Source organism: Paraburkholderia tropica, assembly GCF_014171495.1.
Classification (GTDB): Bacteria; Pseudomonadota; Gammaproteobacteria; order Burkholderiales; family Burkholderiaceae; genus Paraburkholderia; species Paraburkholderia tropica.
In genome coordinates this window covers 1,141,693-1,161,397 of record NZ_CP049136.1, presented here as the reverse complement: position 1 = coordinate 1,161,397, position 19,705 = coordinate 1,141,693, and the positions used below count along the sequence as shown (strand labels likewise).

The window sequence follows — 19,705 nt, the reverse complement described above, 5'->3', positions numbered from 1 at the left end:
TTCCCAACGTCCTTATAGATTCGGTGCAAACACGGAACCCGGCGCGAGCCGCCGCTTGAGCGTGCGCGCCAGCAGATACGCGGTGCCATGCCGTTCGACGCCGAGCCGCTGCGTGAGCGTCGCGCCAAAACCATTGAGAAAGCTGAATGTTGACGGGCTCGAAAAACCGTCGAAATCGAAGATGAGTCCGCTTTCGATCGCGCGCTGGATGCCGCTCCAGATCAGCAGACTGATCGAGCCGCAATGCGCCTCGGGCATGCGCGACGAAAGCAGAAAATACATCGCCTGCTGATCCCACACGAGACCGATGGCCGCGACGAGCTTCGCGCCCGGCCCATACGCGCCCAGCAGCGTGCCCGACTTGCGTTCGACGAACGTGTTGACGAGCTGGCGCATGACCGCGCTGCCATAGGCGTTGCTGCGCGAGCGCGCGCGCAGATTGTCCTCGTAAAAGCCGAGGAATTCGCCCGGCGTCGCGATGGGCGCGACGGTCAGCTCGCGCGCCGCGCCGCGAATCACGTTGCGCGTCTTGCTGTCGAGCCGCGACCATGCCTCGTCCTGCGTGCATTGCGCATCGAGACGGAAGGTGTAGCGCGCCGACACCGTATAGCCGCGCAGCGCGAACGCGATCGCGTCGTCCACGCGCGGATCGAGCACCTGGAAAAAGCTGTCACACACAGGCAATTGCTCGATCAGCCGCGCCGTCACATCGAGCTGATGACGACGCTGACGCGCCGCGCTGCCCGTGACCGGCGCAATCACCGGACCGAGCGTGCGCGTGAGCGGCGGCAGATGCGAAATGCGCCACACGCGCCGGCGGATCAGCGCGTACGGCATTTCGCCGAGCACCGCGTCGTCCTGCTTGACGGTCGCGAGCGCCCAGTTGCCTTGCGTCGCGATGTCGAGCCACCAGCGTTCGTGAAAAATCGAATGCGCGCGCGCGAACTTCGACTCCACATCGGCCGACGACGACGCGGCCGACGCAACTTCGCGCGCGCGCGCCTGCCTCGATAGCCTGGCGAACGGCTGCGGTTGTGGCGACGGCTGCGATTGCTGCGGCTGCGGCAGAGATAGCGGGGCAATCTGCGGCTGTTCCCCGAACACCAAGCGGTCTCTTATGGTCGTCATCGTTCACCCGTTCTCATTCCGCGCTGCCACCCGCATTGCAACGCGTTGTCTCCGTGCTGTCTTCAAGCTCGGCTTTCAGCCTCGGCTTGGGTCTTTTGATCTGAACTTTGCTGTGCGCTTCGGCTTCGGTCTGCGCGAAAGCGCGATGTGCGGCGGTTTTTCCGGTGATCAGTCTACGGGCTGACGGCTGGCCTTTTACGCCAAGATTTAGTCCGCGCGGACATGAATGCACCGCAATGGCTCGCTGCGGCGCGACGCCCGCATTCCATTCCCACGCCGGTTCTGTTCTATGTCTGACATTAATGGCGGCGTCTACTGGATCGCCCGGTCATCGACCGGCGCGCGCCGCACCCGCGCACCGGGTCGCGCTTCCAGACGACAGGAACGACATGACACGCCATTCGCCCCATGCACCGGCACGCGCGACATCGGCCAACGCCGCCGCGCGGCTCGAACGTCTGCCGTATTCGCCGTATCACCGCACGATCTTCCTGATCATCGCGGTGGCGTTCTTCTTCGATTCCGTGGATCTCGGCACGATGACTTTCGTGCTCGGCTCGATCAAGACCGAGTTCGGCCTGTCGAGCGCGACGGCGGGACTCGTGGCGAGCGCGAGCTTTTTCGGCATGGTGCTGGGCGCCGCGCTCGCGGGCCTGTTGTCGGACCGATTCGGCCGACGGCCGGTCTTCCAGTGGAGCATGGTGCTCTGGGGCGCGGCCTCGTATCTGTGCTCTACAGCACACAGCGTCGATGCGCTGATCCTCTGGCGCGTGCTGCTCGGCGTCGGCATGGGCATGGAGTTCCCCGTCGCGCAAACGCTGCTTTCCGAGTTCGTGCCCGCCGCGAAACGCGGCCGCCTCGTCGCGCTGATGGACGGCTTCTGGCCGCTCGGCTTCATCGCCGCGGGCGTCGCCTCGTATTTCGTGCTGCCGCATTTCGGCTGGCGCACGGTGTTCGCGCTGCTCGCGATTCCCGCGCTGTTCGTGCTGATTGTGCGCCGCATCGTGCCGGAGTCGCCGCGCTGGCTCGAACATCGCGGCCGCAGCGCCGAAGCGGATGCCGTCACCACGAAGATCGAAGCCCAGGTCATGCGCACGCTCGGCGTCGCCACGCTGCCCGCGCCTGCGCGTCAAACGTCCCCGGCAGGATCGGCGCTGAACCGGCCGCACGGCGCGTTCCGCGAAATCTGGAGCGCCGCGTACCGGCGCCGCACGATCATGGTCTGGGCGCTGTGGTTCTTCGCGCTGCTCGGTTTTTACGGCCTCACGTCCTGGCTCGGCGCGCTGATGCAGCAAGCGGGCGCGACTGTCACGAAGTCCGTGCTCTATACCGTGCTGATTTCGCTCGGCGGCATCCCCGGCTTCCTGTGCGCGGCGTGGCTCGTCGAACGCATCGGCCGCAAGCCGACCTGCGTGGCCTCGCTCGTCGGCGCGGGCGCGATGGCGTGGGTCTACGGACAAACGGCGCTGCATCTGCAAAGCGCCGCGCTGCTGATCGGCTCGGGGCTCGCGATGCAGTTCTTCATGTTCGGGATGTGGGCCGTGCTCTACACCTACACGCCGGAGTTGTACGGCACGGGCGCGCGCGCGACGGGATCGGGATTCGCCTCGGCGATCGGGCGCGTCGGCTCGCTGATCGGCCCGTACGCCGTGGGCGTCGTGCTGCCGGTCTTCGGACAAAGCGGCGTGTTCACGCTCGGCGCGCTGTCGTTCGTCGTCGCCGCGCTGGCCGTGGCGGTCATGGGCATCGAAACGAAAGGGCTCTCGCTCGAAGCGCTGGCCGAGGACGATGCCGATGCGCCCGTGCGTGCCTATGCGGCGCGCGCGGGGGAGTCAGGCTGAATCGGGCTGAGTGGGCTAAGTCTGGAAAACGGACGTTTGCAACGCGATGCGCGGGCCGCGAGCCCGCGCGCGATGCACGTTCAGGCCGCGGGCGCTTCCGGCAACTCGCCGTGGCCCTTGAGCGCGTCGTAGAGATCGGCGAGCGGCACGTCGCCCGCTTCGCGCTTCAGGTAGAGGCTGAACGCGCGGTCGTAAAGCTCGCGCCCTTGCGGCGCGTCGAGCGTCAGATCGAAACATTCGAGAACGAATTCGGCAATCCTGTCCGCGTCGACGAGCAGACGCTCCGCTGTTTTTCGATCCATATCATTCACCTGCCGCTAATACCTGATGCCAGGCGGCGGATCTTACACCAGACGCGCGTGCGGCGCGCGCCCGATCGTGCGGAAACGGGCGCGCCTCATTCGCCGATCCACGAGCCACGCAGATCGCTGTCGTGCAGCAATTGCATCAGCGTTTGCGCGGGACGGCTCAGGCGCTTCGCCGCGAGCGCGATGAATTCGACGTCCGGCAACACCGGCAGGCTCGCGACATTGAGCGGCGGCGCGAGTCCGCGCGCCGCCAGGTACTGCGGCCGCACCGTGATGCCCAGACCGCCGCGCGCCGCCGCCACGCAGCCCGAGTGACTGCTGCTCGTGCACACGATCTGCCAGCGAAAGTCGGTTTGCGCGAGCGCGTCGAGCACCACGGCGCGCGTGACGCTCGGCTCGGCCACGAGATTGAGCGGCAGCGGCTGCGTGAGATCGACCATCGTGCCGGTGCGCGCGAGCCATTCGAGCCGCCCGGTGAAGAGCGCCACGCCGCGCTTGTCGCCGAGCCGCCGCTTGCCCACCATCAGGTCGATCGCGCCCGCGTCGAGCAGCTCGTAAAGCCGCCCCGTCATGCCGATGATGATTTCCAGCTCGACGTCCGGATGCGCGTTGCGAAACGCTGTGAGCACGGTGGGCAGCGGGCCGAGCGCGATGTCGTCGGAGGAACCGAGCCGCACGCGGCCCTTCAGGCGCGGCGCGCGGAATTGCGATTCGGCGCGGTTGATCGCCTGGAGGATCGCGCCCGCGTGCGCGAGCATGGCCTCGCCGTCGGGCGTGATCGCGAGCGTATGGGTGTCGCGCACGAACAGGCGGCGGCCGATTTCCTGTTCGAGCCGGCGAATATGGTCGCTCACGCTCGACTGCGTCAGGCCGAGTTGCCGCGCCGCAGCAGTGAAGCTGTGGCAGGCCGCGACAGTCGCGAAGGATTTGAGCCAGGTGGGATTGAGCATGCCGCATTGTTATCGGCAACGCCGATAACAGTCAATGTCCTGAGTGGGGTTCCCGATTGCCCGCGATGACAATATCATGACGTCATTGCAGATTTCCGCGCTGCGCGCCCGTGTTTCCCCACCGTTCGCGCCCCGCCAAGACGTTCCCATGAACAAGGATTCAAGCCAGACGGCGCTGCTGTGGATCGTCGCCGCAGGCTTTTTCATGCAGGCGCTGGACACGACGATCGTCAACACCGCCCTGCCTTCCATGGCGCACAGCCTCGGCGTCAAACCGCTCATGATGCAGCCGGTGATCGTCGCCTACACGCTCACCATGGCCATGCTCACGCCCGCTTCGGGCTGGCTCGCCGACCGCTTCGGCACGCGCCGCGTCTACTTCACCGCCATCCTCATCTTCGTGCTCGGCTCGCTGTGCTGCGCGAGCGCGCATACGCTCGGCGAACTCGTCATTGCGCGCGTACTGCAAGGCGTCGGTGGCTCGATGCTGATGCCGATCGGCCGCCTCGCCGTGCTGCGCGCCGTGACGGGCGAGCAATACGTCTCCGCGCTCGCGCTGATTTCGGTCGCCGGGCAGGTCGGACCGATCGTCGGCCCGACGCTCGGCGGCTGGTTCGTGCAGGCCATCACCTGGCACTGGATCTTTCTGATCAATGTGCCGATCGGCGCCGCCGGTCTGTTCATGGTGTGGCGCTATCTGCCGCGCAGTTCGGGCACCGCCGCGCCGCCGTTCGACGTGATCGGCTGCACGCTGGTCTCGCTGTGCATGATCGCGTTTTCGCTCGCCTTCGACGCGCCGGTGCAGACGCATCGCGCAGCCTGGTCGGCGGGACTCTTCGCGCTCGGCCTCGCCTCCGCGCTCGCCTACGTGCCGTATGCGCGCCGCCGCCGCGATCCGCTTTTCAAGCTTGCGCTGTTCGGCGAGCCCAACTTCAGCGTGGGTCTGATCGGCAATCTCGTCTGCCGCGTCGGTTCCAGCGCGGTGCCGTTTCTCGTGCCGCTGCTCATGCAGCTCGAACTCGGCTACACGCCGCTGCATTCCGGCCTCATGATGCTGCCGGCCGCGCTCGCGGGCACGGTCGCCAAACGCTGGATCGCGCCGCTGATCCGCCGCTACGGCTACGACACCTTCCTGCTCGTCAACACGTTGATCGTCGGCGGCTCGATCGTCGCGTTCGCACTGATTTCGCGCGGCACGCCGGTCATCGTCTCGCTCGTCGTGCTGGCGATCTTCGGCGCGGCCAACTCGATGCAGTTCGCGGCGATGAACAGCATCACGCTCAAGGGTCTCTCGCACGAAGACGCGGGCAGCGGCAACAGCCTCTTTTCGATGGTGCAGATGCTCGCGATGGGCCTCGGCGTGACCATCGGCGGCGCGCTCGTGAGCCTCGTCGCCGCGCATTGGGACTCGGTGGCGCTGGGCTTTCGCGTGAGCTTCGCTTCCGTGGGCGCGATCACGCTGATCTCCGCGCTGATCTTCCGTGGCATCGAGGAAGCGCCGCCGGCGCGCGCGACGGTGAAAGCCGTGGCGGCGGGCGGTCGATAGGCGCAACGCCAGGCATCGCGCCAGACCTCACGCCAGACCTCACGACAGGCATCGCGCCGCGCAGGCGCGATCTCCCCGATCAAGCGCGTTTGCCGCGCAATGGCCCAACAGCGGCATCGGGCAATCGACGCTCGAAACGCCGCTGCTTGCGCTTCTCTTTACGTCCCCGCGCGACCGACGATCCCCGCCGCCCGCCTTCAAGCTGGGTTTCAACCAGGTGCCGTGAAGCGCCGCCTCAATTAAGCTGCGGCATAACTCCTGCGCGCTCATGCTCGCCCGCGCCAGGTCTCACTGCTCGCACCTGAAACTCATAAAAGGAATTCGATGTCGACTCCAACATCGGCGGAGATCGCGGCCCGCCTCGACCGGCTGCCGCCGTCACGCACCGTCTGGACCATGGTGATCCTGCTGTCGCTCGGCGGCGTGTTCGAGTTCTACGACCTGTTCTTCACCGGCTACGTGGCGCCCGGCATGGTCCACGCCGGACTCTTCACGCCCGAGTCGCTCGGCTTCTTTTCGGCGCTGGGGCCGTTGAAAGTGGCGGGCTTCGGCACCTTCGTATTCTCGACCTTCGCGGGTCTCTGGGTCGGCGCACTCGTGTTCGGCCAGGTCGCGGACCGCTTCGGCCGACGCATGATCTTCACCTGGTCGCTGATCTGGTACATCGTCTGCACGGCGATCATGGCGTTCCAGACCACCGGCCTCGCGCTGAACATCTGGCGATTCATCGCGGGCATCGGTATCGGTATCGAACTCGTGACGATCGACACGTACATCTCCGAGCTGATTCCGCGCGGCGAACGCGGCCGCGCCTACGCGCTCAATCAGGTCATCACGTTCTGCGCGGTGCCGGTGGTCGCGTTTCTCGCCTATGCGCTCAAGGACACACAGCCGCTCGGCCTCGACTACTGGCGCGTCGTGATCCTGATCGGCTCGCTGGGCGCGATCGTCGTGTGGTTCGTGCGCCGACGCATTCCCGAAAGCCCGCGCTGGCTCGCGCGCAACGGCCGCGAAGCCGACGCGGAGCGCATCGTCGCCGATATCGAGCGCCGCGTGCAAGCCGAAACCCGCACGCCGCTGCCCGCGCCCGAACCGGCCGCGCCGGAAGTCGCCGGTGCGGGCTCGCTCGCCGAAGTGCTGCGCCCGCCGTATCTGCGTCGCACGGTCATTCTCTCGATCTTCAACATGGCGCAGGTGATCGGCTTCTACGGCTTCGCCGCCTGGGTGCCGACGCTGCTGATCGAGCGCGGCATTCACGTCACGCAGAGCCTCGCGTATGCGTTCGTGATCGCCATCGCGAATCCGTTCGGGCCGCTCATCGGCTTCTGGTTCGCGGACAAGCTCGAACGCAAGACCCAGATCGTCGGCGGCCTGCTGATCATGGCCGTGGTGATCGCGCTGTTCGCGCAGGCTTCGCAGCCGTGGCTGCTGATCGTGCTGGGCGTGCTGTTCACGCTCGCCGCGAACATCATGTCGTACGCGTATCACGGCTACCAGGCCGAGCTGTACCCGACGCGCGTGCGGGCGCGCGCCGTGGGTTTCGTCTATTCGTGGAGCCGCATCGCCGCCGCGTTCGCCGGGCTGGCGATCGGCATTCTGCTGCACCACTACGGCGTGCCGGGCGTGGCGATGTTTATCGGCGTGTCGATGCTGGTCGGGATCGTGATGGTGCTGCTCGGACCGGCGACGCGCGGACGTTCGCTCGAAGACATCAGCCGCTAAACGGCAAGGTAATAAAAAACGGCGGCGCCGCGTGATGCGGGCCGCCGTTTTTTATCCGGATGATCTTGATCGACGATTAATTCGGATTCCGTACGATACGGATTACGTCGTCACGCCTTCGACCAGACCCGCGCCGGCATGCGCTTCCTCTCGCGCAGTCGCGAGCGCTTCGTACTCGTCCTCGCTCAACACCGGGCCAAGCTGGCCTTCCCACTTCGTCACCACGGCGGCAGCCACGCTGTTGCCGAGCACGTTGGTCGCCGTGCGCCCCATATCGAGGAACGTGTCCACGCCCATGATGAGCAGCAGACCCGCTTCGGGAATATTGAATTGCCCGAGCGTCGCCGCAATCACGACGAGCGACGCTTTCGGCACGGCCGCCATGCCCTTGCTCGTGAGCATCAGGATCGCGAGCATTGCTGCCTGATCCATGAACGACAGGTGAATGCCATACGCCTGCGCGATAAAGAGCGTGGCGAAGGTGCAATAGATCATCGAGCCGTCGAGATTGAACGAATAGCCGAGCGGCAGCACGAAGCTCGAAATGCGGCGCGGCACGCCGCTGCGTTCGAGTTGTTCGAGCAGCTTCGGATACGCCGATTCGCTGCTCGCCGTGCTGAACGCCAGCAGCATCGGCAGACGCACCGAGCGCACGAGTCCGAACACACGGCCACCGATCACGAGACCGCCCGCCGCGACGATCGCGCACCACAGCAGCACCAGCGCGCCAATGAACACGCCCATGAAACGCCCGTAGCTGAGCAGCACGCCCAGACCCTGAATGGCCACCACGTGTGCGAGCGCGGCGAACACGGCGACCGGCGCAAACGCCATGACGTAGCCCGTCACCTTGAACATGACCGCCGAAATCTGTTCGAGCAGTTTGACGATGCCCTTCGCCTGCTCGCCGATCGCGATGATGCCGAGGCTGAAGAACGCCGCAAACACCACGATCTGCAGGATTTCGTTTTCGGCCATGGCCTGCACCACGCTCTTGGGCACCAGATGCGTGACGAACTCGCGGATCGAAATCGCGCCCGCCTGAATGCCGGTGGCGGCATGCGAATCGGGCAGCGGCAGATTCAGCCCCGCGCCCGGTTGCAGCCAGTTCGCGACCAGCGCCCCCAGCAGCAATGAAACAAAGGTTGCGCCAAGAAACCACGCGAGCGTGCGCACGCCTACGCGACCGACCGCCTTCGCGTCGCCCATCTTCGCGACGCCCACCACGAGCGTGGCGAACACCAGCGGCGCGACGATCATTTTGATGAGCCGCAGGAACAGGTCGGTGACGAGCGCGAAGCCGTCTGCGACCGACTTCAGGCTCTGCGCGTCGTCGATCGCGCGATGACAGCCGTAACCCACGGCAATCCCCAATAGCATGCCGATCACGATCCAGCCGGTCAGCTTCGTACGTTTCATTGCGACACTCCTTTTTGGCCGCGCAGACGAGCGGCCGGCAACAGGCTTACGAATACATTTGTTGCAACACTGTACTTTGTTGCACCAGTTGTTGCAAACCTGTCAAAAACCCTGGTGTGGCGGAATGTCGGGTGTTGGTGAGACGCAAACCCATGCTGGTTTGGTGCAGACAACCTTGGCTTGACGATTTGCGACAAACAAAGTTGACCATCGCTGTGAAGCTCACCACGCAATCGGCGGTTATTCAGAAACCCCAGAAAATCCTTTTATGCCGATTACAATCTCAATGTTGGTGTGAAATTATTATTCACTTTGAACATCTCAATTCTGTTGGCGACTCAGCGCAAGGTTTAACCAGGGGGATCGTTCCGGTCTCTACATGTTCTAAAGCCGATGCTCCACCGGTGGGCGGCGTCTCAGCAGGAAAAAGCACTCAGTTCGACCCGCGCCCATGCGATGCAATGCGCATGAGGCTGCATCCGCATTACACAAATAAACGGTACTCAAACGTTTCTAAATATGGACGAAAGCTTTTCGGGTTGCTAAATTGAACTGTGATTGCGTTTAGACATTCCGCAATCATCGGCGCCTCAGCGCCGGCGTGTGTGCTAGCCGCCGCTTCTGGCAGAAGTGGCGGCTTTTTTCAACGAGCCCAGCTACGTTTCGAGATGTTGAAACGGTATCTGAAGCCACACCGGCTGAAGTGCTGCCTGCTGTTTGAACATCGGCGATGTCTACGAATGCTCCGTCGTTTTAATTAAATATCTACACAGGCCGATACATTGCAATTCAGGAAGACGCGGCCGGCGGCGATCCCCCATGCGCGGCCCCGAAGCCGGCTTCAGGCCGGAATGTCGCGCACCACCTCCGTCAATTTGCCCGAATTGATCTCGTAAAAGAAACCGTAAAGCTTGACGTTCGCCGGAACGGCTGCGCTGTCGCGAAGTAAGCGGACATCGTGTTTGATCGAATCTTCGAAGTTCGAAATGGCGAGGCTATCGTGATCGAACAGCGTTGAAATATCGGCATGGTGATGATGATGAAACTCATCAACGAGGTCTTCAGGTTCGAAAGCCGTAGCGCCGCAAAACGAGTGATGCACCACAACGACATTTTGAACCTTGAAAAGATAGTCCATCGTGGCGACCGACTGCAAAGCCGAAAGCGCGCGCCCACCCGCGTTAGACACCGCAAACAACGTACGCGTGTTACCGATGCGGTTGCCCGCTTCGTCGAGAATGTTCTCACCGGGATAAACCTCATCACCGAAATAGTCCGCGACAGCCTGCGGTATTTCAGATGCCCTCGGATCAAAGCAGTGGACCACGATCGTCTTCATCGGAATGAAGCGACTGAATCCCTGAAAATTTGACCGATCGAACCACGCCGCGTCAAACCACGGCTGCTTCCTGAATTCGAATTCGCTGTATTGACTCATTTTCCTTGCTCCATTTTCCACATTCATGGACTGATGCGATTAGCTGAATCACTATAGGATCATTGATCGATGTGCCGCAGACATTGACACCTCGTTTTCTGCCAGAACGCTAATTCGTTCTGGGCAAGACCTCGTTTTCTTTTCCCGCTCACTCCGAACCGGCCGCGATATCCGCCTGCTCTCGCACCGCCGACCTCGCGTAAGACCTGGCGGCGCGCCCGGACATTGGCAGAAAATGAGGTATGGTTGGCCTTGCGCCGCTACGCCGGATTCCGGTAGCGTGTGCGCTGGTCCACGACCGGTCGCCATAGCCAGGTCTTGTCATGGCCCGCATAAGGCTGGGTCCGGTTCGATCGGCGATCCCCGTACTTTGATACGTCAGCAAATGTCCAGAACCGACAATCCGGATGGTCGAGCGCCGCGCAAGGTTGTCATCGTCGCCTATGAAGGCGCCAAGCTCCTGGACATATCAGGTCCATTGCAAGCTTTCAGCGATGCCTGTTTTGACGACGGTCGCTCCGCGTATCAGGTCGTGCTGGCCTCCGAGTCAGGCGGTTCGGTGCGGACGGACACGCGTGTGAAGCTTGAAACGGAGTGCATCGATGACACGATGATGGACTCTGTCGACACGTTGCTCATCGCCGGCGCCGACCTGATCATGCCCGCCGCCGCGACGGCATCGCTGCGTGCAACGCTGGCGAACTATCTGGAACGACCGCGTCGGCTCGGTTCGGTGTGCACGGGCGCGTTCGTCCTCGCGCAACTCGGCGTCCTCGATCATCGGGATGTGACGACTCACTGGGCGGCCTGCAACCGGTTGGAGCAACAACATCCGGCCATCAACGTGAAGCCCGACTCGATTTTCGTCACGTCCGGCCATATCTGGACGTCCGCCGGCGTCTCCGCCGGGATCGACATGGCGCTGGCCATGATCGAGGACGATCTGGGCCATCTCGCGGCGCTCAATGTTGCACGCGGCATGGTTCTCTTTCTCAAGCGACCCGGTGGCCAGGCGCAGTTCAGCATCGAACTGCGCCAGCAGATGCGCGACGCGCGCGGCCGGTTCGAAGACCTCCATGACTGGATTCGTACCCATCTGGACGCGGACCTGTCCATTCCCGCACTCGCCGACGCCGCACGGATGAGCCCGCGCAACTTTGCTCGCGTCTATCTTCGCGAAACCGGGGAAAGCCCGGCGAGGGCGGTAGAGCGACTGCGCATCGAAGCGGCCAGACGTCTACTCGAGTCTGCGCACGAGCCCATCCAGGTCATCGCGCGCAGGACGGGTTTTGGCGACGACGAGCGTATGCGCCGGGCCTTCACGAAAGTGTACGGTGTGGCTCCGCAAGACTACCGCCGACGCTTCGGACCGCCAAAGGCATAACACGCACGAGAAGCCTCACGCCGGCATGCCGACGACGAGCCATCGGCCGGAAACGAGGTGTGTTTGTCATTGCTGACGGGTTCGGTACGCCCTATCTTCGTCGTACCGAACATTCAAGGATCCTGTATGAAACACCCTGTCACCGTCGGAGGCATAACGGCTCCTGATTCCGAGCTTGCACGTCGAGCAGCCGCGCTCGCCGAATCAGCCCACACGAAGCCGCTTTTGAATCACGTTCACCGGACGTGGTGGTTCGCGGAGTTCATCGGAAAAAAGCGGCAGATGAAATACGATCGCGAGCTCGTTTATCTCGCATCGCTGCTTCACGATCTCGGGTTGTCGGCGCATCACGCGGCAGATAAACGCTTTGAGGTCGATGGCGCCGACGCGGCGAGCAGGTTCCTGCATGCGCATGACTATCCGAAGGCGAAAGTCGATGTTGTCTGGGATGCGATCGCGCTTCACTCATCCGCAGATATCGCCGATCGCCGGGAACCGGAAGTCGCGCTCGTGCACTTCGGCGCCCACGTCGACGTGATGGGACTCAGGATGGACGAGATATCTCCGCAGTTGATCGACGACACCCTCGCGCTTTATCCCCGGCTCGGCTTCAAACAGGCGTTCACGCAAGCACTCGCCGAAGTGGCGAGACGGAAACCCCATACTGCGATTGGAACGGGTTTGGCCGACATTGGACGTCGCCTCGCGCCGGGCATTGAAATCCCCGATGTCTGCGATCTGCTGCTCGCCGCGCCGTTCGAAAGCTAAGCTGACGCAACGAGATCAAGCAGCAACCCGCGAGGCCGCGGCCCATGTCTTGTGATGGGGCGGCAATCGTGATCGGTTCGATAGCGCCTACGCCTTTGCCTTATCCGCGTGATTTCCGAGCGCATACCGTCCCTGCCCTCCTTGCTGCCACGGCCGTCCGCTCAGTCCGGCCTGCCGTCGGGAGGCAAGGGCCGCGCGCCGGCGGCATCGCCGCATGCAGCCGAAAGCTGCCACTCCTGAGCGGCGTCCAGACAAGCGCGAACTTCGTCATCGCCGGTCTGGGAAAAGTCCGCGTAAAACTGCCCGATGCCCATGAAATGGTACGGCTGCATCACGCAGACAAAATCGTCCGCCTCCTCGGTGAAGCGCGCTTCGGCACCGACCGGACAGACCGGGACCGCGATGACGAGCGCTCGCGGCCGACTCGCGCGCAGCGCCTTGAGGGCCACATGCATGGTCGCGCCCGTTGCGATTCCGTCATCCACGACAATAACCGTCTTCCCGAGCACCGCCACAGGCGGCCTTTGTCCCCGGTAAGCCGACTCACGGCGCTGCAGCTCGATGCGCTCGCGCGCAAGGGTCTCGGCGAACCGCGCTTCGCTCACGCCAAGCGCGCGCATCACTGCGTCGTTGACGTAGAGCGCGTCGCCGCTCGCCACGGCGCCCATCGCCAGCTCAGGGTTATAGGGCGCCCCGAGCTTGCGCACGATCAGCACGTCCAAGGGACATCGCAAGGCCCTCGCTACTTCGTAACCAACCGGCACGCCACCTCGTGGCAGCGCCAGCACCACGACATCATCGCGGCCTGCGTAGCGCTGGAGCGCCGTTGCAAGCTGTCTGCCGGCATCGGCACGATCGCGGAATACCTCGCTCATGATCTGGCGTCCTCTTCAGGGCCGGCTTTCGTGGCTCCATCGGGCACGCAACAGCCGTTCGCCATCGCGATACTCGATCGAGAGTCTGCCGTGGTGCGCCCGCAGCATCGCTGCGGCGAGCTTGCGGAGCACATGCGGGCCCGTCGTCGAAACGCGCACGCCATCGGACTGGACCTGTATGTCCATGATGCGTTCGAGCGCATGCAGGCCTGCTTCGTTGCGCGCCTCGCGGGAGAGCAGCGCGACGACCTGATCGAGGTGCGCGTTCAGATAGTCGCAAGACTTGAGCCACAACTCTCCCGCCGGCGCGTGATCCTGAATCCTTCGACAGGCGGGACACAGGAGTTGTCGGGTCACTTCCGCGCTGGCGCTCCAAATCCACCGGCCATTTTCGTAGATAGCGCCACATTCGCGGCAGCCCGTGCCGCTCATCACGCGGGCGGGGGCGCGATAGCTGTCGTTCGTGTGCGGTTGCAGTCGCTTGTCGCGACGCATTCCAGTCGCCGCGCTTTCGTTGCGAATCGGGTTCATATCGGTTCACTCACGTCGGAAAATTGGATGGCAAACGAACGGCGCGTTCAATTCGGCTCGCACGCACCGAGCCAGCGCTCGAACCATTCGTTTGCGAGGCAGGTGACTTCCTCGAGCGCGCCCGGCTCCTCGAACAGATGCGTCGCGCCGCGAACGATCTCGATTCGGTGCTCGCCGGTCATTTGCTTGGCGGCCTTGCGGTTCAGGCGCAGGACGTCCTCGTCGAGGCCGCCCACGATCAGCAGCGTAGGCGCCTTAACCGAGGCCAGTGCCGTTCCCGCGAGATCCGGGCGGCCGCCTCGACAGACGATGGCCTTTACCCAGCCGGTCTGCGCGGCCGCAACGAGCGCGGCGGCCGCGCCCGTGCTGGCGCCGAAAAGACCCAGTGGCAAGGATGCGAAGTCGGGCGATTCCCGCAACCAGACGAGGGTCGCGGCGAGCCGCCGCGCGAGCAGCGAGATATTGAAGCGATAGGTGCCATCGCCGTCGTGCAATTGCTCCTCGGCGCTGAGCAGATCGAACAGCAACGTGGCGAAGCCCGCGCCATGCAAGTCAGCCGCCACCTGCCGGTTGCGCGGGCTGAATCGACTGCTGCCGCTGCCGTGCGCGAATACCACGACGCCGCGGGCGTGGCTGGGTATTTCCAGTAACCCGCCCAGCGCCACATGATCGACAGGAATCTGCACATCCTGCATTTCCATCTGCATCTCCAGGCACGGCAGACGTATGCGGTTTGCACCGCGCTCGTGTTCATCATCATCGCCGCGTTAGCCGGCCGATTGACTTCGATCAATTGCTCGTGGCAAGGAGAAAGGGCTGCCTCCGGCAAAGCCATGCTCATCCGGATAGCAGCGAAGCCTTCTGAGCACCGTTGCCTGCAAAACGTCGTGCAGCGCAAGCCGGCAGTCCCGCTCAATGTCTGCAACGCTGAATCCCTCTCACGGATTTCCTCCGATCCACCTGTCGCCGTCTTTCGCCGGCTCCTTCAAGTTGAAGTTGATCAATCGCGCGCCCTGACTCCGGCCCTACGGGAGAACTGACCTGCATCAACGCGCCTGCGACACGGCCGTCCATGCTGTGATCGAGTGAGGAGGCGGTCATGCCGCCGCACGACATTGCGCTGCAACCCTGCACCGCCCGGTTACCCGACGAGCCGAGACCATGCTTATCCCCAGTACCGAGATCGCCGGGTTGCTCCGCGAGATCGCCGACCTGAAAACAGTCCCACCCATCGGCGGCGAATTAGCGCTGGAAGCGCTCGCGCCGCATCGGACCACACGCGGCAGGCCGGACCATCGGGCTCGATCATGTGGTATGCCCTGATCGAACAGCAGCGCCGATGGCTGCGTGCGTGGCGCGCGGCGTCGGAATATGCCGAGCATGTGTGCGATGGGTGGCCGGCGCCCGCGCTCGCTCACGCGGTCTCCTCCTGCTATGCCGGCCTCTACGATTCCCTGCCCGGCTTCACCGACACGCCACCGCCCTTCGTCATCGACACCGTCACGCTCGAAGGTCGCCGCACCGCGGTTGAATGCGGCATCGTCGCGCGCACGCCGTTCTGCGACCTGCGCTACTTCGCATGCCGCGGCGCGGACGCCGGGCCCCGGCGCGCGCTGCTGCTATGCGCGCCGCTGGCCGGCCATGCAGCCGTCATGATGCGCGAGACGGTCGAGACGCTGCTCGCCGATGGCGATGTCTACATCACGGACTGGAAAAACGCTCGGGACGTGCCGCTCGCAGCGGGACGCTTCGGCCTCGACGAATACGTGGCGATGCTGGACGACTTTATCGGCCAGTTCGCGAACGACACGCGGCCGTTGCACGTCCTTGCAGTCTGCCAGTCGACGTTTCCCGCACTCGGGGCGCTGTCGCTGCGCGCGCAGCGTGCCTTGTCCCCACCCGCCAGCATCACGCTGATCGGCGGCCCGCTCGATGCGCGCCTCAACCCGGGCACGCTCGGTTTCGCCGCCACATCGCATTCGTTGGACTGGTGCGAGCGTCATCTGATCGATGTGGTGCCTGCGCAGTTTGCGGGACGCGGCCGACGGGTTTTTCCGGCCTATCTGCAACAAGCCGAGATCGCAATCCTCTATCCGCATCGGTACGTTTCGCTGATCGAGCTTTACGCCGATGCGAGTTCGCGGGGCGACGTCCGCGCACTCGCCGATGCACGGCGCGCATTGAGCGAATACACCGCGCTGATCGACATGGCCGCCGAGTACATCCTCGACACCGTGGACATCGTGTTCCAGCGTGCGATGCTCGCGAACGGCACGTGGCGCGTCGCATCCGGAGCAAACGGTGCCGACGGCACGCTCGTCGAGCCGTCGGCGTTGCGGGACGTGGTGCTGCTGACCGTCGAAGGCACGCGCGATGCCGTCACCGGAGCCGGGCAAACGCACGCGGCGCATGCGATGTGCCCTGCCATTGCGCCGGATGCACATCGTCGCTTCGACGTGGAAGGCTGCGATCACTACGGGCTGTTTACAGGCGAGCGCTGGCTTGCCGATGTGCACCCCGTGTTACAGGCGACCTTCGCGAATGCCGAGGCCGCCTGGCGCTTGTCCCAGCGCGCCCGGAAGACGACGCGCCCGGCGCTGCGCTAGTCCGGCGTGGAGACGGTACGGCCTGCCGGCCTCGACCCTGCGGCCTTGCTCGTCGCGAGTCTGACAACGCATCGCGGTCGCGAGCGAAGCGCGTGCCGTCACGACCTTGACGGTTTGATCAGCCACGCAACAGGGCGACCAGGGGTGACCGATGTCGACGATGGCGGCCACAGGGGCCGAAGCGCAGGCGAGCGCTAAACGCAGCACTTTCGGCCAACGACAGGCGCGAACCTGTACGGACCACGATGACGCGGGAAACGACGGCTCACAAACGAGCTGACTGCGTCGACGCCCCGTTTAGCGGGCCGCCGCCTCGTCCTCGCGCGCCGCGAGCGCGTCCTTGATAGCAAGGACGAAGCGGGCCACCTTCTCCACCGCTATATCCTCTTTCATGTCGCGCGCGGAAATCGCACAAGTCGCGAGCGGTGCGCGGTGCGCGAGCTGCTGCAACTGCGCGAACGTTTGTTCGCTGCCGCGTGAGCCCATGGTGCAAAAGAATGCGGTGGCGCGCACTTCGTGCCAGTGTTCGGCCAGCCAGGTCGCCACGGGCGTGGAAGCGCGAGCGGCCCACACCGGCGTGCCGATCAGCACGACGTCGTAGTTCGCAAGCACGTGGGCCATCGGCTGAAGATGCGCCGTGCGCTGGCGAACCACATCGACAATCGAGCGCAGGAAGCCGAAAGGCCCGGCACGCCGCCGGAATTCGACCTCATGCAACCGTTCGTAATCGCCTTCAAGCTCGGCGGCGAGCCGCCCGCCCAACTCGGCGGTGGTCTCGCTGCGCGAGTAAAAGACGACGAGGATGCGCGTTGGGGTATTCATGACCGAATCCATGGAATCTTGCCGATGCGCGGGCTAAGCCCTGTCACCGCGGCGCTTCGCTTCGAAATGCTGCTGGCGAGCGGCGATGAGGCGCAATTCATCGAGCAGGTTCGCGGCCGCATGCAGCAGGTCGTCCAGCGTAACGATGCCGACCAGCGAGCCGTCCGCGCCCACCACGGGCAGACGGCGTACGCCGTGCAGATGCATGCGCCGCGCGAGCATCCATAAGTCGTCGGTGCCGTGGGCGAGCACGGCGGGCGCCGACATCACGTCGCCGGCATAGAGCGTCGTCGGCGAGGCATCCGGACTCACCACCGCCAGCACGATGTCGCGATCGGTGAGCACGCCAACCGGCTGGCGCGCGCCCGCCTCCTCGCTCACCACCACCAGATCGCCCGCATGAAGGGCGCGCATGCGGGCCGCCGCTTCGACAATGGACGTTTGCGGACCGCAGGTGGCCACCTCGCGGGTACACAGTGAACAAGCATTCATTTGACTTCTCTCCACTCGGCCAGCAAGGCGTCGCATTCGGCCGGCTGGCTGACCGGCTCGCAGGCGAACACGCTGCCGAGCGCTGCATGGGCGGCACTCGCGAAGGACGCGCCGCACCGCTCGACCACGATGAAACCCGCACATGCCACAGCCGACGCCGTCACGATGCCGAATACCCACCGTTCCAGCTTACGAAAGATGCGATACATGACAGCTTTACCTCATTCGGTGTACAGAATATCCATGATGATGCACACAGCGAACGCCACGCTTTTCGCGCGGACCACACGCCGCCGTTCTCGACTGCCTCGGCCGGATCTCGCCGCGCCTCCGAACCTCGTCGATCACACCTGTGACCCGGCGCACATGCGAGATCGTCCGCCGGCCCCGCTTTCACATCGAGCTTGAGGTCGACCCATTGCTCGGCTAGATGCTGATATAGCCGCGGAAAAGCCACGGCAAACGCACGCTGGACGACGAGGACGGCTCGCCGGGCTGCGCCATGCAACTGCCGGAAAAGCACGGCGCGCCATCAGCGGAGAAAACGGGCACGAACGCGAAAGCATCGTTGACCCGAATGAGGCAATCGTTGTTGTAACGCGAAGGCGGATAAATTTCGATCGACCGGAAGAATCCGTGATTTTCCACGCCCCTTGCCATTTCCCTCACCCGCGACATGTCGGGTTGATGGACTTCAGCGCACCACGCATAGCGCGCCGGTATCTCGTCGCTGCGTGTGCCGCGCCTGACTTCTTCGCCTGCGGTGAAGGCCAGCTCGACACCGGGGTACGGCAAGCAATGCGGCGCCTGAACGACCGGCCCTTCCGGGCCGAGTGCAGGCGGGGGATAGATCCACATCGCGACATCGAGTACGGGCGTCCTGCGTGAAAAGTACTCTGCCAGCCAGTTCATACGCGCCTCCGTGCCGTGTCAATTTCGCGTTAGCCGAAGCACACCCGCCGTCGTCCCTGCGGACCATACGGCAGACCGTATATCGACGATGCCTTCGCCGATGCGAAACCGCGCCAGTTCATCCTGTCGCCGGCTGCATGTCCGGCGAGAAAGTACACGCTCATCGCGCGATGGCAATTGCAATTCCATGCGGATGAAACCATCGTGTCCGCTACCGCGGCTGTCGGCTTGACTCAAATCAATCGGCCGCCCAATCCGAATCACATGGCTGCGACAGCCGCACCGGGCATGCGCCGCAGCGGTCATTTTGCGTGCAGCCTCGCACGCGCTTGTTCACTGGCCCCGGATGTTGCCGCGCGATCCGATCGACCGATGCGGCGAGTGGCACACACTGCGGTGTTCCCTTATTCAACCGCGCGCAAACGCACAATGATTCACGGCATCAGGCAGCCCGCGGCGAATTCGTGTTTGTGAACCGGCGGCTGCCGTCACGAGGAAGTCAGTACGCCTCGCCATTAGCCTCACGGTGTATTGCGTGAACGACATGAAGACCGACAAACGCCTGCAACGCTCAGACCTTGGCGGCGTGCGCGCCGAGTCGTCGTCGCTCGACATCGTGTTGCCCGACGGCGAAACGGAACTGATCGACCTGATTCCCGACCCTGCGACCGCCACGCCGCTGGATACGCTCGGCCAGCGCGCGCATGGGCGAATTCGTGCAGGCACGGCTCGACGACATGTCTGCCGTGCAGGCGGATATCGTGCGCCGGCGCTTCGGGATTGGCGTCGAGCCCCAAACCTACGATGAAATCGCGTGCCGCACCGGTATCTCGCGTGAGCAGGTTCGCCGCACCGAACAGCGGGCACTGGAGGCGTTGCGGACGTCGGAACGCGTGCGCGCCGCGCACGACTATCTCGATCCGGAGCCGTAAACGCAACGCCTGAACGGCACTCGCGCGCCAC

At 64.1% G+C, this 19,705-nt stretch carries 22 protein-coding genes; 9 read left to right on the top strand and 13 right to left on the bottom strand.

Annotation, left to right across the window (positions count from 1 at the left end):
- Positions 1–12: 12 nt before the first annotated feature.
- Complete coding sequence (locus G5S35_RS28710; RefSeq protein ID WP_082991943.1) at positions 13–1,128, bottom strand: GNAT family N-acetyltransferase; 1,116 nt, start codon at positions 1,126–1,128, stop codon at positions 13–15.
- Here G5S35_RS28710 and G5S35_RS28705 point away from each other — a divergent pair.
- Positions 1,118–1,312, top strand: a complete 195-nt coding sequence (locus G5S35_RS28705) for a hypothetical protein (RefSeq protein WP_124263174.1) — start codon at positions 1,118–1,120, stop codon at positions 1,310–1,312. The two genes, G5S35_RS28710 and G5S35_RS28705, sit on opposite strands and share 11 nt — an antisense overlap.
- 205 nt (positions 1,313–1,517) lie before the next feature.
- Complete coding sequence (locus tag G5S35_RS28700) at positions 1,518–2,969, top strand: MFS transporter (protein WP_065060551.1); 1,452 nt, start codon at positions 1,518–1,520, stop codon at positions 2,967–2,969.
- Between the two features lie 80 nt (positions 2,970–3,049).
- On the opposite strand, the gene G5S35_RS28695 is transcribed toward G5S35_RS28700, so the two are convergent.
- Positions 3,050–3,271, bottom strand: a complete 222-nt coding sequence (locus tag G5S35_RS28695; protein WP_065060550.1) for a hypothetical protein — start codon at positions 3,269–3,271, stop codon at positions 3,050–3,052.
- Between the two features lie 95 nt (positions 3,272–3,366).
- Positions 3,367–4,227, bottom strand: a complete 861-nt coding sequence (locus G5S35_RS28690; protein WP_074986196.1) for a LysR family transcriptional regulator — start codon at positions 4,225–4,227, stop codon at positions 3,367–3,369.
- A gap of 148 nt (positions 4,228–4,375) precedes the next feature.
- On the opposite strand from G5S35_RS28690, the gene G5S35_RS28685 reads away from it, so the two are divergent.
- Both G5S35_RS28685 and G5S35_RS28680 read left to right on the top strand, forming a co-directional pair.
- Positions 4,376–5,773, top strand: a complete 1,398-nt coding sequence (locus G5S35_RS28685) for a DHA2 family efflux MFS transporter permease subunit (RefSeq protein ID WP_237181555.1) — start codon at positions 4,376–4,378, stop codon at positions 5,771–5,773.
- Positions 5,774–6,097: 324 nt separating this feature from the next.
- Positions 6,098–7,495, top strand: coding sequence for an MFS transporter (locus G5S35_RS28680; protein WP_110328659.1), 1,398 nt, complete (start codon positions 6,098–6,100; stop codon positions 7,493–7,495).
- A 102-nt stretch (positions 7,496–7,597) separates the two neighbouring features.
- Here G5S35_RS28680 and G5S35_RS28675 read toward each other — a convergent pair whose 3' ends face one another.
- Both G5S35_RS28675 and G5S35_RS28670 read right to left on the bottom strand, forming a co-directional pair.
- Complete coding sequence (locus tag G5S35_RS28675; RefSeq protein ID WP_065060544.1) at positions 7,598–8,914, bottom strand: dicarboxylate/amino acid:cation symporter; 1,317 nt, start codon at positions 8,912–8,914, stop codon at positions 7,598–7,600.
- An 841-nt stretch (positions 8,915–9,755) separates the two neighbouring features.
- Positions 9,756–10,352 carry a carbonic anhydrase gene (locus G5S35_RS28670; protein WP_065060543.1) on the bottom strand — a complete coding sequence of 199 codons (597 nt, stop codon included), beginning with the start codon at positions 10,350–10,352 and terminating at the stop codon, positions 9,756–9,758.
- Between the two features lie 385 nt (positions 10,353–10,737).
- On the opposite strand from G5S35_RS28670, the gene G5S35_RS28665 reads away from it, so the two are divergent.
- Together G5S35_RS28665 and G5S35_RS28660 are read left to right on the top strand one after the other, a co-directional pair.
- On the top strand, positions 10,738–11,736 hold the full coding sequence (locus tag G5S35_RS28665) for a GlxA family transcriptional regulator (protein ID WP_110328660.1): 999 nt from the start codon (positions 10,738–10,740) through the stop codon (positions 11,734–11,736).
- Positions 11,737–11,862: 126 nt separating this feature from the next.
- The gene (locus tag G5S35_RS28660) at positions 11,863–12,504 is read left to right on the top strand and encodes an HD domain-containing protein (protein WP_074986188.1); all 642 of its coding nucleotides are present in this window, start codon (positions 11,863–11,865) and stop codon (positions 12,502–12,504) included.
- A 161-nt stretch (positions 12,505–12,665) separates the two neighbouring features.
- On the opposite strand, the gene G5S35_RS28655 is transcribed toward G5S35_RS28660, so the two are convergent.
- Genes G5S35_RS28655 through G5S35_RS28645 form a run of 3 tightly spaced genes read right to left on the bottom strand, consistent with a single transcriptional unit; the run spans position 12,666 to position 14,611 of the window.
- Positions 12,666–13,379: a phosphoribosyltransferase gene (locus tag G5S35_RS28655; RefSeq protein WP_110328662.1), complete on the bottom strand. Its 714-nt coding sequence runs from the start codon at positions 13,377–13,379 to the stop codon at positions 12,666–12,668.
- Positions 13,380–13,394: 15 nt separating this feature from the next.
- Positions 13,395–13,910, bottom strand: a complete 516-nt coding sequence (locus G5S35_RS28650; protein ID WP_110328663.1) for a BCAM0308 family protein — start codon at positions 13,908–13,910, stop codon at positions 13,395–13,397.
- 47 nt (positions 13,911–13,957) lie between these two features.
- On the bottom strand, positions 13,958–14,611 hold the full coding sequence (locus tag G5S35_RS28645; RefSeq protein ID WP_110328711.1) for a dienelactone hydrolase family protein: 654 nt from the start codon (positions 14,609–14,611) through the stop codon (positions 13,958–13,960).
- On the opposite strand from G5S35_RS28645, the gene G5S35_RS28640 reads away from it, so the two are divergent.
- Positions 14,576–14,950: a hypothetical protein gene (locus tag G5S35_RS28640; RefSeq protein ID WP_183039593.1), complete on the top strand. Its 375-nt coding sequence runs from the start codon at positions 14,576–14,578 to the stop codon at positions 14,948–14,950. The genes G5S35_RS28645 and G5S35_RS28640 overlap by 36 nt on opposite strands.
- A 267-nt stretch (positions 14,951–15,217) precedes the next feature.
- Positions 15,218–16,516 (top strand): polyhydroxyalkanoate depolymerase, encoded by a 1,299-nt coding sequence (locus G5S35_RS28635; protein ID WP_065060538.1) that lies wholly within the window; start codon positions 15,218–15,220, stop codon positions 16,514–16,516.
- A gap of 297 nt (positions 16,517–16,813) precedes the next feature.
- On the opposite strand, the gene G5S35_RS28630 is transcribed toward G5S35_RS28635, so the two are convergent.
- From G5S35_RS28630 to G5S35_RS40070, 5 genes are all read right to left on the bottom strand, one after another.
- Positions 16,814–17,338 (bottom strand): flavodoxin family protein, encoded by a 525-nt coding sequence (locus G5S35_RS28630; protein WP_176081565.1) that lies wholly within the window; start codon positions 17,336–17,338, stop codon positions 16,814–16,816.
- Positions 17,339–17,371: 33 nt separating this feature from the next.
- Positions 17,372–17,830, bottom strand: a complete 459-nt coding sequence (locus G5S35_RS28625) for a CBS domain-containing protein (protein ID WP_065060537.1) — start codon at positions 17,828–17,830, stop codon at positions 17,372–17,374.
- A complete protein-coding gene (locus tag G5S35_RS28620) occupies positions 17,827–18,039 on the bottom strand; it encodes a hypothetical protein (RefSeq protein WP_176081564.1) in 213 nt (70 codons plus the stop codon). The genes G5S35_RS28625 and G5S35_RS28620 overlap by 4 nt, the downstream gene beginning before the upstream one ends.
- A 217-nt stretch (positions 18,040–18,256) precedes the next feature.
- A complete protein-coding gene (locus G5S35_RS28615; RefSeq protein ID WP_183039592.1) occupies positions 18,257–18,742 on the bottom strand; it encodes a hypothetical protein in 486 nt (161 codons plus the stop codon).
- A gap of 571 nt (positions 18,743–19,313) precedes the next feature.
- Entirely contained in the window at positions 19,314–19,448 is a 135-nt protein-coding gene (locus G5S35_RS40070; RefSeq protein WP_272904514.1) for a hypothetical protein, read from the bottom strand.
- Between G5S35_RS40070 and G5S35_RS28610 the strand changes: the two genes are divergently transcribed.
- Positions 19,447–19,674 carry a sigma factor-like helix-turn-helix DNA-binding protein gene (locus tag G5S35_RS28610; protein WP_074986177.1) on the top strand — a complete coding sequence of 76 codons (228 nt, stop codon included), beginning with the start codon at positions 19,447–19,449 and terminating at the stop codon, positions 19,672–19,674. The two genes, G5S35_RS40070 and G5S35_RS28610, sit on opposite strands and share 2 nt — an antisense overlap.
- Positions 19,675–19,705: the final 31 nt, after the last annotated feature.

What these genes read in the sequence shown, in the direction of transcription:
- G5S35_RS28625 (WP_065060537.1), bottom strand. Translation starts at nt 17,830, where the DNA reads ATGAATGCTTGTTCACTGTGTACCCGCGAGGTGGCCACCTGCGGTCCG.
- G5S35_RS28630 (WP_176081565.1), bottom strand. Translation starts at nt 17,338, where the DNA reads ATGAATACCCCAACGCGCATCCTCGTCGTCTTTTACTCGCGCAGCGAG.
- G5S35_RS28700 (WP_065060551.1), top strand. Translation starts at nt 1,518, where the DNA reads ATGACACGCCATTCGCCCCATGCACCGGCACGCGCGACATCGGCCAAC.
- G5S35_RS28695 (WP_065060550.1), bottom strand. Translation starts at nt 3,271, where the DNA reads ATGGATCGAAAAACAGCGGAGCGTCTGCTCGTCGACGCGGACAGGATT.
- G5S35_RS28665 (WP_110328660.1), top strand. Translation starts at nt 10,738, where the DNA reads ATGTCCAGAACCGACAATCCGGATGGTCGAGCGCCGCGCAAGGTTGTC.
- G5S35_RS28670 (WP_065060543.1), bottom strand. Translation starts at nt 10,352, where the DNA reads ATGAGTCAATACAGCGAATTCGAATTCAGGAAGCAGCCGTGGTTTGAC.
- G5S35_RS28650 (WP_110328663.1), bottom strand. Translation starts at nt 13,910, where the DNA reads ATGAACCCGATTCGCAACGAAAGCGCGGCGACTGGAATGCGTCGCGAC.
- G5S35_RS28680 (WP_110328659.1), top strand. Translation starts at nt 6,098, where the DNA reads ATGTCGACTCCAACATCGGCGGAGATCGCGGCCCGCCTCGACCGGCTG.
- G5S35_RS40070 (WP_272904514.1), bottom strand. Translation starts at nt 19,448, where the DNA reads ATGCGCGCGCTGGCCGAGCGTATCCAGCGGCGTGGCGGTCGCAGGGTC.
- G5S35_RS28610 (WP_074986177.1), top strand. Translation starts at nt 19,447, where the DNA reads ATGGGCGAATTCGTGCAGGCACGGCTCGACGACATGTCTGCCGTGCAG.
- G5S35_RS28620 (WP_176081564.1), bottom strand. Translation starts at nt 18,039, where the DNA reads ATGTATCGCATCTTTCGTAAGCTGGAACGGTGGGTATTCGGCATCGTG.
- G5S35_RS28645 (WP_110328711.1), bottom strand. Translation starts at nt 14,611, where the DNA reads ATGGAAATGCAGGATGTGCAGATTCCTGTCGATCATGTGGCGCTGGGC.
- G5S35_RS28690 (WP_074986196.1), bottom strand. Translation starts at nt 4,227, where the DNA reads ATGCTCAATCCCACCTGGCTCAAATCCTTCGCGACTGTCGCGGCCTGC.
- G5S35_RS28685 (WP_237181555.1), top strand. Translation starts at nt 4,376, where the DNA reads ATGAACAAGGATTCAAGCCAGACGGCGCTGCTGTGGATCGTCGCCGCA.
- G5S35_RS28615 (WP_183039592.1), bottom strand. Translation starts at nt 18,742, where the DNA reads ATGAACTGGCTGGCAGAGTACTTTTCACGCAGGACGCCCGTACTCGAT.
- G5S35_RS28675 (WP_065060544.1), bottom strand. Translation starts at nt 8,914, where the DNA reads ATGAAACGTACGAAGCTGACCGGCTGGATCGTGATCGGCATGCTATTG.
- G5S35_RS28705 (WP_124263174.1), top strand. Translation starts at nt 1,118, where the DNA reads ATGGTCGTCATCGTTCACCCGTTCTCATTCCGCGCTGCCACCCGCATT.
- G5S35_RS28660 (WP_074986188.1), top strand. Translation starts at nt 11,863, where the DNA reads ATGAAACACCCTGTCACCGTCGGAGGCATAACGGCTCCTGATTCCGAG.
- G5S35_RS28710 (WP_082991943.1), bottom strand. Translation starts at nt 1,128, where the DNA reads ATGACGACCATAAGAGACCGCTTGGTGTTCGGGGAACAGCCGCAGATT.
- G5S35_RS28635 (WP_065060538.1), top strand. Translation starts at nt 15,218, where the DNA reads ATGTGGTATGCCCTGATCGAACAGCAGCGCCGATGGCTGCGTGCGTGG.
- G5S35_RS28640 (WP_183039593.1), top strand. Translation starts at nt 14,576, where the DNA reads ATGATCGACAGGAATCTGCACATCCTGCATTTCCATCTGCATCTCCAG.
- G5S35_RS28655 (WP_110328662.1), bottom strand. Translation starts at nt 13,379, where the DNA reads ATGAGCGAGGTATTCCGCGATCGTGCCGATGCCGGCAGACAGCTTGCA.